Origin of the sequence: Catenuloplanes indicus, assembly GCF_030813715.1 — a bacterium.
GTDB classification, from domain to species: Bacteria; Actinomycetota; Actinomycetes; order Mycobacteriales; family Micromonosporaceae; genus Catenuloplanes; species Catenuloplanes indicus.
Map to the genome: position 1 here is coordinate 6,360,006 of NZ_JAUSUZ010000001.1, position 13,785 is coordinate 6,373,790.

Sequence of the window (13,785 nt, forward strand, 5' to 3'; positions counted from 1 at the left end):
TGCTCCTCGTCCCGCCGATCAGACCGTCGGCGTGTTGTCGTTGATAGTTCGACGATATATCGAAAGACTATCGACGCCAACCCCGAGAAAAACCCCGAAGATCAACTGCTTGCTTTCCCGCTTCCGGCGGCGCGAGTTCCGCACGCTCCCGCGGGCCAACCGCGCCGACGGGCTCAACTCCGCTGGCGCTCCGTTCGCCCGCCGCGGCGGAGCCGGTCCCGCGTCACCCGAGCCGGCCCCCGGGACTGTTCAGCCGCCGCCCGGCAGCCGTACCGTCACGGTCAGCCCGCCGCCCGCGCGGGGTACGGCGGCCCACTGCCCGCCGTGTGCGTCGACGATCGCGTCCACGATGGCCAGTCCCAGCCCGGAGCCGTCCGGACCGCCGGTGCGTCGTCCCCCGCGCTGGAACGCGCGGCGCAGCAGCGGGACGGTGTCCGCGGGCACCTCCGGGCCGGTGTTGGCCACTTCCAGCACGACCTCGTCGCCGTCCGCACGGGTGCGCACCCATACCGTGCCGCCGTCCACGTTGTACCGGACCGCGTTCTCCACCAGGTTCCGGACCAGCAGCTCGGCCAGCACCGGGTCCGCGGCCAGCGGCGCCGGTGCCAGGTCGGCCCGGATGGCCGGCCCGGTGGCCGCCCGGACGCCCTCGGCCACGACCACGGCCAGGTCGGCCCGGTGCGGTACGGCCGGCTGCTGCCGGACCCGGGCCAGCGTGAGCAGCCCGGACAGCAGCCGTTCGCTGCGGTGCGCGGCGGTGACCACCGTGGTCAGCGCCTTGCGGTAGTCGGCCTCGTCCCGGTGCGGGCGGGACAGCGCCCGTTCCGCGGCCGCCTGGATCACGGTCAGCGGCGTCCGCAGCTCGTGCGACGCGTTCGCCACGAACAGCTTCTGCGCCTGGAACGACCGGTGCAGCCGGTCCAGCATGGTGTTGAACGTCTGTGCCAGCGTGAACAGCTCGTCGCGCGGCCCGGACGCGACGATGCGGTCCTCCAGCGTCTCGTGCGACAGGCGTTCCGCGGCCGCGGTGATGGTCCGCAGCGGGCGCAGCGCGCGGCTGGCCACGAACCAGCACAGCACCAGCGCGGTCGCGGTGGCCACGGCGAAGACGACGCCGGACTGCACCAGCATCGCGTTCAGCGCCTCCGCGCGCGCCTGGTCGATCGCCGCGTACACGTCCGGCGCCCAGGTCTCACCCGGGCCGGTCACCGGTCCGGTGGGTTCCGCCCCCTGCACCGGCATCGCCGCGGCCCCCGGGACCGCGGCGAGCGCGCTGACCCGCGCGTACAGGCCGGCGTCGGCGGAGGAGAGCGAGCGGTACGCGACCAGGTGGCTCACCGGCAGCAGGAGGCCACCGGTCGCCGCGAACAGCGCCGCGTAGGAGAGCGTCAGCCGGGTCCGGATCGAGAAGCGTGGCCACCGCACGGTCACGGGATCCGGTAGCCGCGGCCGATGACGGTCACGATCGGGTCCGGGTCGCCGAGCTTCTGCCGCAGCGTCTTCACCGTGGTCCGGACCGCGCCGGTGAACGGGTCCGCGTGCTCGTCCCACACCGTGTCCAGCAGCCGTTCCGCGCTGACCACCTCGCCCTCGGCCCGCAGCAGCGCGGTCAGCACCCCGAACTCCTTCCGGGTCAGCTGCACCGGCCGGTCGCCGCGGCGCACCTCGTGCCGGCCGACGTCCAGCGTGATGCCGCCCCGGCGCAGCACAGTCGGCCGGCGTGGGGGAGTGCGGCGGCCGAGCGCGGTCACGCGCGCGACCAGCTCGATGAACGCGAACGGCTTCGGCAGGTAGTCGTCGGCACCGAGCATCAGGCCCTCCACCCGGCTCTCCACCGCACCGGCCGCGGTCAGCATCAGCACCCGGGCCGGGGAGCCGGACCGCACCAGGGCGCGGCACACCTCGTCGCCGTGCAGGAACGGCAGGTCCCGGTCGAGCACGATGACGTCCGGCCCGATCTGCCGCGCCCGCTCCAGCGCCTCGGCGCCGTCGTGGGCCACGTCCACCACCAGGTCGTGCTCCCGCAGCCCGTCCGCGATGACGTCGGCCAGCGCCTCGTCGTCCTCGACCACCAGTACCCGCATGACCGCCTAGTCTGCCCGGCCGGTGTGGCGTCTTCGTGAGGTGCCGGCACACCGGGACGCCACCGCCCGGCTGTGATCGTCCGAGGCATGGGACACCTCAGAACCGTCGTACCGGTGCTGCTTCTCGCCGGTCTCCTCGCCGCGTGCGGCGAGGATCCGTCACCGAGCGGGACCGGCGACGACCACGGGAAGCGGCTGGCGTACGCGAAGTGCATGCGGGACAACGGCGTCGACATGCCCGACCCGGAGCCGCCGAACGCGCTCGGCGTCGCACCGGCCGAGCGGGCCGTGCCGGGCGAGGACGCGCAGGCCGCCCGAGTGGCCAACGAGAAGTGCCGGCACCTGCTGCCGAACGGCGGCGTGCCGGAACCGATGTCGGCCGAGCAGCGCGCGGCGGCGCTGGAGTTCGCGCGCTGCATGCGTGAGCACGGCGTCGAGGACTTCCCGGACCCGGGGGCGGACGGTCAGCCCGGCCGGTTCGACCCGCCGGTGCCGGACGACCCGGACTATCCGGCGGCGAACCGGGAGCTGACCGAGGCGTCCGAGGCGTGCAGCGGCGCCGGCGACTCGGTGCCCGCCGCTCCCATGGCGCCGACCCGGTGATCGTCCGGGGACCGCTGCGTTCCCGCCGCTGGGTGCTGGCCGGCGGCCTGGGCGCGGCCGGCCTGCTCGCCGCCGCCGGGACCGCCGCCGCGGAGTACCGCGACCGGAACCGGCCTGGCCGCCTGGAGCCCGCACCGGTCGCGGCGACCGCACGGGTGGAGCGCACCACGCTGACCGAGGGACAGGTCTTCCCCGGCGTCATCCGGTACACCGAGGCGCCGCCGCTGCCCGGCCGGCTGGCCGGCACGCTGACCTGGCTGCCGCCCGAGGGAACCGTGCTGCGACCGGGCGACGTGGCCTACCGGGTGGACGACGTGCCGGTGGTCCTGCTGACCGGGGCCACGCCGGCGTTCCGGGCGCTGGTGCCCGGACTCAGCGGCCCGGACGTGCGGCAACTGGAGGAGAACCTGGCCCGGTTCGGCTACACCGGGTTCACCGCGGACCGCGCGTACACCGCGAACACCGCGGCCGCGGTCAGCCGGTGGCAGCAGCGGATCGGCGCACCGCGGACCGGCACCGTGCCGCTCGGCCACGTGATCTTCACGGCCGGCGACGTCCGGGTCGGCCGGCACACCGTCCGCCTCGGTGAGCAGATCGGCGCCGGCTCACCGTACGAGGTCACCGCCGGCACCCGGTCGGTCTCCTTCGGCATGGAACCGCGGTATCAGCGGCTCGCCCCGGTCGGCGGTCCCGCCACCGTGCTGCTGAGCGGCGGCCGGCAGCTCGGCGGCACCGTCGCCGCCGTGGTGCGGCCGACCGAGGCGGACGGCCGCACCACGGTCACCGTCACGGTCCCGGACCAGGCGGCACTGGACGGCGACGAGGCCGACGTGCGCCTGGTGGCCCAGGAGCGCCGGGACGTGCTGGCCGTGCCGGTCGTGGCGCTGGTCGTCCTGGACGGCGGCCGGTACGGCGTGGAGGTCGTCGGCGACGGCGGCGCGGTCACGGTCGTGCCGGTCGAGACCGGCCTGTTCGCCGACGGCAAGGTCGAGATCCGGGGCGCCGGCCTGGCCGCGGGCACCGTCGTCAGCGTGCCCGCCGGATGAGCGCCGCCATGCTCCGGCTGACCGGCGTGTCCCGGTCGTACCCCGGCGGCGTCACCGCGCTCGACGACGTGTCGCTGACCGTCCGCGAGGGCGAGCTGATCGCGATCGTCGGTCCGTCCGGCTCCGGGAAGTCGACCATGCTGCATCTGGCCGGCACGCTGGACCGGCCGACCGCCGGCCGGGTCGAGGTGGCCGGGCACGACGTGTCCGCGCTGACCGACCGGCAGCTCTCCGCGCTGCGCGCCCGGCGGATCGGGTTCGTGTTCCAGCAGTTCCACCTGGCCGCCGGCGTGAGCACGCTGGACAACGTGGCCGACGGCCTGCTCTACGCCGGCGTGCCCCGCCGGGAGCGGCGGGCCCGCGCGGCCCGCGCGCTGACGGGCGTGGGCCTGGCGCACCGGCTCCGGCACCGGCCGCACGAGCTGTCCGGCGGCGAGCGGCAGCGCGTCGCGATCGCCCGCGCGGTCGTCGGTGAGCCGGACCTGCTGCTGGCCGACGAACCGACCGGCAACCTGGACTCGGTCTCCGGCGCCGAGGTGCTGGGCCTGCTGCGTCGCCTGCACACGGCCGGGACCACCGTCGTGATCATCACGCACGACCGGGAGCTGGCGGCCGGCCTGTCCCGCGTGGTGACGATGCGCGACGGCCGGGTGCACGCGGACACCGGGGTGACCGCATGAGCCGGCCGCCGCGCCCGGCGCGGATGCCGGCCGTGGACGTGGCCCGGGCCGGTGCGGCCGGTCTGGTCAGCCGGCCGCTGCGCGCGTTCCTGGCCGCGGCCGGCATCGCGATCGGCGTCGCGGCGATGGTGGCGGTCGTCGGGATCTCCGCGTCCGGCCGGGCCGGGGTGGAGCGGGAGCTGTCCGCCATCGGCACGAACCTGCTCACCGTCACGCCGGGCCGGACGCTCGGCAACGAGCAGGCCCGGCTGCCGGACGAGGCGGTGGAGACGGTCGCCCGGCTCGGCGGCGTCGTCTACGCGTCGGCCACCGGCCGGGTCGACGCGCACGTCTACCGCTCCGACCGGATCCCGCGCGGCGAGACGAACGGCCTCGGCGTGCTGGCGGTCCGGTCCGGCCTGCTCGAACCGGTCGGCGGCACGCTCGCGCACGGCAGCTGGCTGAACGAGGTGACGCTGCGCGGCCCGGCGCTGGTGCTCGGCGCGGAGGCGGCCCGGCTGCTCGGCGTGCACCGCCTCGACCCGGACGTCCGGGTCTGGCTCGGCAACCGCTGGTTCGTGGTGACCGGCGTGCTCGCGCCGAACCGGCTCGCACCGGAGCTGGACACGGCCGCGCTGGTCGGCTGGGACACCGCGGAGACGCTGCTCGGTTTCGACGGCGACATCGGCACGCTCTACGCCCGGACCGACCCGGACCGGGTGACCGAGGTGCAGGCGCTGCTGGCCCGGGCCGCGCATCCGGCACACCCGAACGAGGTGCTGGTCGAGCGGCCCTCCGACGCGATCCGCGCGCAGCAGGTCACCGGCCGCGCGCTCTCCGGGCTGCTGCTGGGCCTCGGCGCGGTCGCGCTGCTGGTCGGCGGCGTCGGCGTGGCCAACACGATGATCGTCTCGGTGCTGGAGCGCCGTGCCGAGGTCGGGCTGCGCCGCGCGCTCGGCGCCACCCGCTCGCAGATCCGCACCCAGTTCCTCGCCGAGTCGCTGCTGCTGTCCGCGCTCGGCGGCGCGGCCGGGCTGGCCGCCGGCGCGGCGGTCACCGCCGGATACGCCTGGGCCCGGGACTGGCCCACGGCCGTGCCGGTCTGGGCACAGCTCGGCGGTCTCGCGGTGACCGTGCTGATCGGCGGCCTGGCCGGCCTCTATCCGGCGGTCCGCGCCGCCCGTCTCCCGCCGGCTGAGGCGCTGTCCACCCCCTGATCGGTGGCGGGGCGCGGTGCGCGCCCCGCCACCGGACTCAGAAGTGGGTGAAGACCTTCAGCGCGGGCAGCGCGCGCCCGTCGTCGTCGAACAGCGCCTGGTTCTCCCAGCCGTCGCCGGAGGCCGGATCCGCCGGGTCCCAGCCGGCGCCGGGCACCGCGGTCCAGGTCGGCTCCCAGTAGACGACGCCGAGCGCGCCCGGCACGCCCGCGACCACGGTCAGGATGTCGCGCAGCGCGTCCGCCTGCCCGCGCGGCGTGGCCGGGTAGCCGCCGGCCGCGGCCAGCGCGGCGGTGAAGATGTTCGTCTCGTGGTCGTTCTCGTCGAGCGTGAATCCGTAGGCCGTCTCGACGACCATGACCGGCTTGCCGTACCGCGCCGTGAGGTCCATCAGGTTGGCCTGCAACGCGCCGAGCGGGCCGTGCCAGTAGACGTAGTGCGACACCGCGATCACGTCGAACGGCACGCCACGGGCCACGGCCTGGTCGAACCACCAGCGGTGCCCGCCGTTGTCGCCGCCCTCGGCCAGGTGCAGCACGACCTGGGTGGAGGGTGACGCGGCCTTGACCGCCGCACTGCCCGCGGTGAGCAGCGCGGCGAGCCCGCCCCAGTTGTCCCAGCGCCCGTCCGGCCACAGCATGCCGCCGTTGATCTCGTTGCCGACCTGCGCGTACGCGGCCGGTGTGCGCTGTGCCCGGAGCGCGGCGAGCACCGTGAACGTGTGGTCGTAGAGCGCCTGCGACAGCTCGGCGAAGGACAGCGAGGCCCACGCGGCCGGCTTGTTCTGCTTGCCCGGATCGGCCCACGCGTCCGAGTAGTGGAAGTCGATCAGCAATCGCTGCCCGGCTGCGTGCGCCCGGCGTGCCTTCGCCAGCGTGTCCGCGAGATCGTTGTACCCGTCGGCCGGATCGACCCAGACCTTGAGCCGGATGAGGTTCACGTCGTGCGCCGCGAGCAGCCGGAACGGGTCGCGCCGTGGGCCGGGGAAGTCCCGGTAGACCGCGCCGTGATCCTCGTTCTTCGTGATGTGCGAGACGTCCGCGCCGCGCACCGCGATCCCCGGCGCCGCGCCCGGCCCGAACGAGACCGCGTCGAAGTGTGTCCACTGACCGGCGGTGGCCGTGGAGTGCAGCACGATCGTGCAGCGGCCGCCGGTGACGGTGACGGAGACGGCCAGCCGCACCCACCGGTCGCCGGTGCGCGGGATCGCGGCCCGGCGTTCCGCGGAGCCGCAGTGGCGCAGCGACACGTACGCGTCCGGCTGGTTGCCGTCCGAGCGGACCCGCACGCTGAGCGTGTGCGGTCCGCGGGCGAGCCCGGTGACGGCCTGCGTGGTCTCCACCCGGTAGGCGACCGGCGCGTAATGGGTGAGCCGGGTGTCGCCGTCGAAGCCACCGGCCTCGATGAACGACGCGTCCCGGCTGCCACCGGCCGACCAGCCGGACAGGCCGGTCTCGAAGCCGCCGTTGGTGACGCCGGCGGTGGGGGAGGCGAGCGCGGGGGCCGCGGCGCCGAGGACCAGGCCGAGCGAGAGGAACGGAATGAGAACGGATCTGCGAGACATGCAGGGCTCCTACGATTCTGTGAGCGCTCACAGAGGTACTGACAGGCAACAATCGAAAGCCGTCGACGATACACTGTGAGCGCTCACGCAACCATTCACGCCGGTCGCTGTCAAGGGTGCACGCGCAGCACCCGCACCGCACCGGCCGGCACCGGCACGCCGTCCACGTGCGACGCCCCGGTCAGCAGGTCCACGCCCGCGCCCGGCACGGTCGCGTCCGCGTCGGTGTGGTTGAGCGCGATCACGAAGCCGCCGCGCCGCACCACTTCCACGCCGGCCGGCAGGTCGCGCGCGGGCAGCCCGAGCGAAGCCGCGAACGCGTCCAGCGACGCCCCGGTCAGCCGGGTGGAGACGTAGACCGCGCGCCCGGCACCGTACGCGTGCGACGTGATCGCCGGCTGCCCGGCCGCCGGGCCGTCCAGGTAGGACGCGACCACCGTGGCGCCGTCCAGCAGCAGCCGCTCCGCCCACACGTCGCCGGTCGCGCCGGTGGACAGCGACACGGTCTCGCCGTCGTGCAGCGGCAGGAACTCCTCGACCCGCAGGCCCAGCACGTCGCGCAGCGCGCCCGGGTGCGGCCCCGGGTGCACCGCGTCGTTCTCGTCCACGATCCCGGAGAAGTACGACACGACCAGTGTGCCGCCGCCCGCCACGTACCGGCCCAGGTTCTCCGCCGCGGCCGCGGTCAGCAGGTAACCGGCCGGCAGGAACACCATCGGGTACGCCGACAGTGGCGCGTCCGGCCGGGCGAAGTCCACGGTCACGTGCCGCCGCCACAGCGCCTCGTAGAACGCCTCCTGCCGCTCCCGGAACGACAGCTCGGTCGACGGCCGCCACGGCAGCTCCAGCGCCCACCAGGACTCCCAGTCCCAGATGATCGCGGCGTCCGCGGTGACCGGCGTGCCGCGCACCGGGTCCAGCGCCGGCAGCCGGCCGCCGAGCGACACCACGTCCCGCCAGATCCGGGTGTCCGTCCCGCCGTGCGGCAGCATCGCGGAGTGGAATTTCTCCGCGCCGTACCGGGAGGCCCGCCACTGGAAGAACATGATCCCGTCCGCGCCCCGGGCCAGGTGCGCGAGGCTGTTGCGGACCAGCTCGCCCGGCTTCTTGGCGATGTTGCGCGGCTGCCAGTTGACCGAGCCTGTGGAGTGCTCCATCAGCAGCCACGGCGTGCCGCCGGCCACCGACCGGGTCAGGTCCGCGCACATGGCCAGCTCGATGTGGTTGTCCGGACGCTCGGCCTGCAGGTAGTGGTCGTTGGAGATCAGGTCGACCTCGCCCGCCCAGGTCCAGTAGTCGATGTTCTTGCAGTTCGCCAGCATGAAGTTGGTGGTCACCGGGATGCCGGGCGACAGCGTGTGCAGAATGTCCCGCTCACGCCGGAAGTTCGCCAGGTGCGCGTCCGAGGAGAAGCGGAAGTAGTCCAGTTCCTGCGCCGGGTTGACCGCGGTCGGCGCCTCGGTCGGCGGCTCGATCTCGTCCCAGTCCGCGTACCGCTGGCTCCAGAACGTGGTGCCCCAGGCGGTGTTGAGCGCGTCCAGCGTCCGGTACTTCGCGACGAGCCAGGACCGGAACGCGGCGCCGGACGCGGGGCAGTAGCAGATCCCGTTCGCGCCGCCGTACTCGTTGTGTGCGTGCCACAGCACCACGGCCGGGTGTGAGCCGTAGCGGCGGCCCAGCTCCGTGGTGATCGCGGCGGACGCAGCCGCGTACGCCGGCGCGCTGGGGCAGAACGTCTGACGCGCGCCCCCGCCCAGCGGCGTGCCGGAGCGGGTTAGCGGCCGGGCCGACGGGTGGGCGCGCAGGAACCACGGCGGCGGCGCGGCGGTCGGCGTGGCCAGGTCCGCCGCGATCCCGTTCGCGTGCAGCAGGTCCAGCAGCCGGTCCAGCCAGTCGAACGTGAACACGCCCGGCCGCGGCTCCAGCATCGCCCAGCTGAAGATGCCGACGCTGACCAGGTTGACGCCGGCCTCGCGCATCAGCGCCACGTCCTCGGCCCACACCTCCTCCGGCCACTGCTCCGGGTTGTAGTCCCCGCCGTAGGCGATTCGGTCCAACCCGGGGATGAGCGGCGCGACCTGGGGTACCGCCAGCTGAGACACCTGGACCATGCACGGCTCCGAACTGTGAACGCTCCCAACGTATGAGCCGCATGATTGCACAGTCTTAACCTGCAGATACAGGTATTGACAGGTTACAGGTCGCGCGCCAGGCTGTGAGCGCTCACAGTTGTCTCCACCCAGTCACGCGCCGGTAACACCAGCGCCGCCGCGCCGCCACGCCACGGGCACCCGTGAAGTCGGCCGGCCCGTCGTGCAGGGATGCCGCCCGGGCGAAGGGCGAAACCGCACGCGCTCACGACTTTGTACGAAACGTCGAAGAGAGGCTCCCGATGAGGCCTTCGATAGGCAAGATCGCCGCCGCCGCGGCGCTCGCCACCACGCTGCTGGCGACGGCCGCGTGCTCCGGCTCCGGTGACGACGCGACCGAGGAGCCGGCCGGCCCGGTCGAGCTCAGCTTCTGGTCCTGGGCTCCGGGCATCGAGAAGACCGTCGACCTGTGGAACCAGCAGAACCCGGACATGAAGGTGGTGTTGAGCAAGCAGGCCGGTGGCGGCGACATCGTCACCAAGCTGCTCACCGCGGCGAAGGCCGGCAACCCGCCGGACCTGGCGCAGGTCGAGTACCAGTCGCTGCCCACACTGGTCAGCAACGACGTGCTGGCCGACATCGCGGAGCAGACCACGGACGTCGAGGGCAAGTTCCCCGAGGGCGCCTGGCAGCAGGTCACGCTCGGCACCGACGCGGTCTACGCGATCCCGCAGGACTCCGGGCCGATGATGCTCTACTACCGCGCGGACATCTTCCAGGAGATGGGCATCGCGGTGCCGAAGACCTGGGACGAGTTCGCGGCCGCGGCCCGCACCGTCCGGCAGAAGGACGGCACGAAGTACCTGACCACGTTCTCCGCCGCGGACCCGGGCTGGTTCGCCGGGCTGGCCCAGCAGGCCGGCGCGTCCTGGTGGGGCATCGACGGCGAGACGTGGAAGGTGTCCGTCAACGACGCTGCCACCCGGAAGGTCGCGGACTACTGGGGCAACCTGGTCAACGAGGGCGTGATCTCCGGCAACCCGATGTACACGCCGGAGTGGAACAAGGCGCTCAACGACGGCACGATCATCGCCTGGCCGAGTGCGGTCTGGGGCCCGGGCGTGCTGGAGGGCAACGCGCCGGACACCAAGGGCAAGTGGGCGATGGCGCCGCTGCCGCAGTGGGCCGCCGGTGAGAACAGGACCGGCAACTGGGGTGGCTCGTCCACCGGCGTGACCGCGGCGTCGAAGCACAAGGCCGCCGCGATCAAGTTCGCCACCTGGATGAACACCGACCCGGCCGCGACCGACTCGCTGATCACCTCGGGCGCGATCTACCCGGCCGCCACCGAGGCGCAGTCCAGCCAGTACCTGCAGAAGCCGCCCGCGTTCTTCCCGGAGCAGACCGGCTTCTACACGGCCGCGAAGGCGATCGCGGGCGGCGCGGCCGGCTTCACCTGGGGGCCGAACACGAACGTCACGTACGACACGTACAAGGACGCCTTCGCGAAGGCGATCACCGGCAGGACGCCGTTCTCCGCCGCGCTGGACGTGATGCAGTCGGCCACCGTCGCCGACATGCAGAAAAACGGCTTCACGGTCGCCGGCTGAGATGAACGCACCGGCCACCACGGGCCGGACGCGGAAGGGTACGGCGCCCCGCGGGGTGCCGTACGTCTTCCTCGCCCCGGCGATCATCCTGTTCACGCTCTTCCTGCTGCTGCCGATCGGCTACGCGATCTACCTGAGCTTCCGCCGGGTGAAGGTCAGCGGGCTCGGCCTCGGCAAGGGCGCCCGCACCGAGATCTGGGCGGGCCTGGACAATTACGCGACCGCGCTCGGCGACCCCGAACTGCTCGGCAGCGCGCTCCGGGTGCTGCTCTACGGCCTCGTGCTGATCCCGCTGATGCTCGGGCTGGCCCTGCTGTTCGCGCTGCTGCTGGACGCGCCGCGGGTACGGTTCGGCCGGTTCGCGAAACTGGCGATCTTCCTGCCGTACGCGGTGCCCGGCGTGATCGCCAGCATGCTCTGGGGCTTCCTCTACCTGCCCGCGGTCAGCCCGTTCAACTACGTGCTCGACGCGGCGGGCCTGCCGGAGCCGAACATGCTGAGCGGCGGCTCGGTCTTCCTCGCGATCGTCAACATCGCGGTCTGGGGCGGCGTCGGCTTCAACATGATCGTGCTGTTCACGTCGCTGCGCGCGGTGCCCGGCGAGATCTACGAGTCCGCGCAGCTGGACGGCGCGTCCGACCTGCAGATCGCGCTACGCATCAAGATCCCGCTGCTGATGCCCTCACTGATCATGACGACGGTCTTCTCGCTGATCGCCACGCTGCAGGTGTTCACCGAGCCGCTGACCATCCGCTCGCTGACCAACTCGATCTCGTCCACCTGGACGCCGCTGATGAAGGTCTACCGCGACGCGTTCTCGCAGAACGACATCTACTCCGCCGCGGCCAGCTCGGTCGTCATCGCGCTGGTGACGCTGGTGCTCTCCTTCGGCTTCCTGCGCCTGGTGTCCCGTCAGGCCTTCGGAGGTGAGAACCGGTGACGCTGCTTCAGGAGCGGAAGACCACCATCCCGGTACGACCGGGAGCACGCCACCGGCCGTCCTGGCTCGGCACCGCGATCCTGCTGGTCGGCGCGATCTACTGCCTGCTGCCGATCGCCTGGGTGGTCGCGGCGGCCACGAAGAACGGCTCGGACCTGTTCACCACGTTCACGTTCGCGCCCGGCACCGGGTTCGCCGAGAACCTCGGTGACCTGTCCGCGAACGGCGGCGGCATCTACTGGCAGTGGCTGGCCAACACCGCGATCTACGCGGGCGTCGGCGGTGCGCTGTCCGCGCTGGTCTCCGGCATCTCCGGTTACACGCTGGCGAAGTACCGGTTCGCCGGGCGGAGCGCGATCTTCAACGTGCTGCTGGCCGGGGTGCTGGTGCCCGGCATCACGCTGGCCGTGCCGCAGTACCTGCTGCTGGCCAAGGTCGGGCTGACCGACACGTACTGGTCCGTGCTGCTGCCGCAGATCATCAGCCCGTACGGCATCTATCTCGCCCGCATCTACGCGGCCGCGGCCGTGCCGGACACCGTGGTCGAGGCCGCGCGTACGGACGGCGCCGGCGAGTTCCGGATCTTCGCCCGGGTCGCGCTGCCGATGATGGTCCCCGGGCTGGTGACCGTGTTCCTGTTCCAGTTCGTGGCGATCTGGAACAACTTCCTGCTGCCGTTCATCATGCTCTCCAGCGACGACAAGTTCCCGGTCACGGTCGGCTTGTTCACGCTGCTCAACCAGGGTTCCACGGTGCCGGCGCTGTACAGCCTGGTGATCATCGGGTCGCTGCTGTCGATCATCCCGCTGATCGTGCTGTTCCTGACGCTGCAGCGTCACTGGCGTACCGACCTGATCTCGGGAGCGGTGAAAGGTTGATGCGCCCGTACCGGAGAATGTGATCCGTGGCCGAGCCGAACCGTCCCCGCAGCACCCGCCCGCACCGTCGCCGCCCGACGATGGACGACGTCGCCGCGGTCGCGGGTGTCTCGCGGGGCACGGTCTCCCGCGTGCTCAACGGTGGCCACAACGTCAGCGGCCCGGCGCTGGAGGCGGTCGAGCGCGCGATCCGCAAGACCGGGTACGTGGTCAACCAGCACGCGCGCAGCCTGGTCACGCAGCGGGCCGACTCGGTCGCGTTCATCCTCGCCGAGCCGCAGGACCGGCTCTTCGAGGACCCGAACTTCAACAACCTGCTGCGCGGCTGCACCCAGATCCTGGCCGAGCACGACATCACGCTGCTGCTCACCGTGGCCGGGACCAGCGCGGACCGCAAGCGCATCGGCCGCTGGGTGACGGCCGGGCACGTGGACGGCGCGCTGGTCGTCTCCAACCACCTGGGCAGCCCGCTGCTCGACGAGCTCAAGGGCCGCGGACTGCCGTTCGTGGTCTGCGGCCGCCCGCTCGGCCACGAGCGCGAGGTCAGCTACGTCGCGGCGGACGACCGGGACGGCGCCCGGCAGATGGTCACCCATCTGCGCTCCCGTGGGTACCAGCGGATCGGCATCATCACCGGGCCGCTGGACACGTCCGGCGGTGTGGACCGGCTGGCCGGCTATCGCGACGTGGCCGGTGACGTGGAACCGGCGCTGATCGAGGCCGGCGACTACAGCCAGGCATCCGGCGAAGCCGCGATGGAACGGCTGCTGCGCGCGAGCCCGGACCTGGACGCGGTGTTCGTCTGCTCCGACCTGATGGCCGCCGGTGCGATCACCTACCTGCAGCGGATCGGCAAGCGGGTGCCGGGCGACATCGCAATCGCCGGCTTCGACGACTCCAAGGTCGCCACCACGATCACGCCCCGCCTCACCACGATCCGCCAGCCGTTCGGCCGGGTCAGCCAGGAGATGGTCCGCCTGCTGCTGGCGCACATCGCCGGTGAGCAGCACGCCGCCGTCATCCTGCCCACCGAACTGGTGATCCGCGAGTCCGCTTAGGGTTGATGGTCCCGATTGCGGGTAGCCTGCGGTTGT

General features: G+C 72.8%; 12 protein-coding genes. 8 read left to right on the plus strand and 4 right to left on the minus strand.

Annotated elements, in window-relative coordinates:
- Positions 1-249: 249 nt before the first annotated feature.
- Positions 250-1,431, minus strand: a complete 1,182-nt coding sequence (locus tag J2S42_RS28875) for a sensor histidine kinase (protein ID WP_307244089.1) — start codon at positions 1,429-1,431, stop codon at positions 250-252.
- Positions 1,428-2,084, minus strand: a complete 657-nt coding sequence (locus J2S42_RS28880) for a response regulator transcription factor (protein ID WP_307244090.1) — start codon at positions 2,082-2,084, stop codon at positions 1,428-1,430. The genes J2S42_RS28875 and J2S42_RS28880 overlap by 4 nt, the downstream gene beginning before the upstream one ends.
- 87 nt (positions 2,085-2,171) lie before the next feature.
- Between J2S42_RS28880 and J2S42_RS28885 the strand changes: the two genes are divergently transcribed.
- From J2S42_RS28885 to J2S42_RS28900, 4 genes are read left to right on the plus strand one after another with little or no spacing between them, the layout of a single operon-like run.
- On the plus strand, positions 2,172-2,687 hold the full coding sequence (locus J2S42_RS28885; protein ID WP_307244093.1) for a hypothetical protein: 516 nt from the start codon (positions 2,172-2,174) through the stop codon (positions 2,685-2,687).
- Positions 2,684-3,733 carry a peptidoglycan-binding protein gene (locus tag J2S42_RS28890; protein WP_307244094.1) on the plus strand — a complete coding sequence of 350 codons (1,050 nt, stop codon included), beginning with the start codon at positions 2,684-2,686 and terminating at the stop codon, positions 3,731-3,733. The genes J2S42_RS28885 and J2S42_RS28890 overlap by 4 nt, the downstream gene beginning before the upstream one ends.
- Before the next feature lie 8 nt (positions 3,734-3,741).
- A complete protein-coding gene (locus tag J2S42_RS28895; RefSeq protein ID WP_307249094.1) occupies positions 3,742-4,413 on the plus strand; it encodes an ABC transporter ATP-binding protein in 672 nt (223 codons plus the stop codon).
- Positions 4,410-5,609, plus strand: a complete 1,200-nt coding sequence (locus J2S42_RS28900; RefSeq protein ID WP_307244096.1) for an ABC transporter permease — start codon at positions 4,410-4,412, stop codon at positions 5,607-5,609. Before J2S42_RS28895 ends, J2S42_RS28900 begins: the two co-directional genes overlap by 4 nt.
- A 37-nt stretch (positions 5,610-5,646) precedes the next feature.
- Here the strand turns inward: J2S42_RS28900 and J2S42_RS28905 are convergent, their stop codons facing one another.
- Positions 5,647-7,173, minus strand: a complete 1,527-nt coding sequence (locus J2S42_RS28905) for a glycoside hydrolase family 53 protein (protein WP_307244098.1) — start codon at positions 7,171-7,173, stop codon at positions 5,647-5,649.
- A 110-nt stretch (positions 7,174-7,283) separates the two neighbouring features.
- The gene (locus tag J2S42_RS28910; RefSeq protein ID WP_307244100.1) at positions 7,284-9,284 is read right to left on the minus strand and encodes a beta-galactosidase; all 2,001 of its coding nucleotides are present in this window, start codon (positions 9,282-9,284) and stop codon (positions 7,284-7,286) included.
- A gap of 281 nt (positions 9,285-9,565) precedes the next feature.
- Between J2S42_RS28910 and J2S42_RS28915 the strand changes: the two genes are divergently transcribed.
- The 4 genes from J2S42_RS28915 to J2S42_RS28930 are packed head-to-tail and all read left to right on the plus strand — an operon-like array spanning position 9,566 to position 13,749.
- The gene (locus tag J2S42_RS28915; RefSeq protein WP_307244101.1) at positions 9,566-10,873 is read left to right on the plus strand and encodes an ABC transporter substrate-binding protein; all 1,308 of its coding nucleotides are present in this window, start codon (positions 9,566-9,568) and stop codon (positions 10,871-10,873) included.
- Between the two features lies 1 nt (position 10,874).
- Positions 10,875-11,813 (plus strand): carbohydrate ABC transporter permease, encoded by a 939-nt coding sequence (locus J2S42_RS28920; protein ID WP_307244104.1) that lies wholly within the window; start codon positions 10,875-10,877, stop codon positions 11,811-11,813.
- Complete coding sequence (locus J2S42_RS28925) at positions 11,810-12,691, plus strand: carbohydrate ABC transporter permease (protein ID WP_307244106.1); 882 nt, start codon at positions 11,810-11,812, stop codon at positions 12,689-12,691. Before J2S42_RS28920 ends, J2S42_RS28925 begins: the two co-directional genes overlap by 4 nt.
- Positions 12,692-12,717: 26 nt before the next feature.
- Positions 12,718-13,749 (plus strand): LacI family DNA-binding transcriptional regulator, encoded by a 1,032-nt coding sequence (locus J2S42_RS28930; RefSeq protein WP_307244108.1) that lies wholly within the window; start codon positions 12,718-12,720, stop codon positions 13,747-13,749.
- Positions 13,750-13,785: the final 36 nt, after the last annotated feature.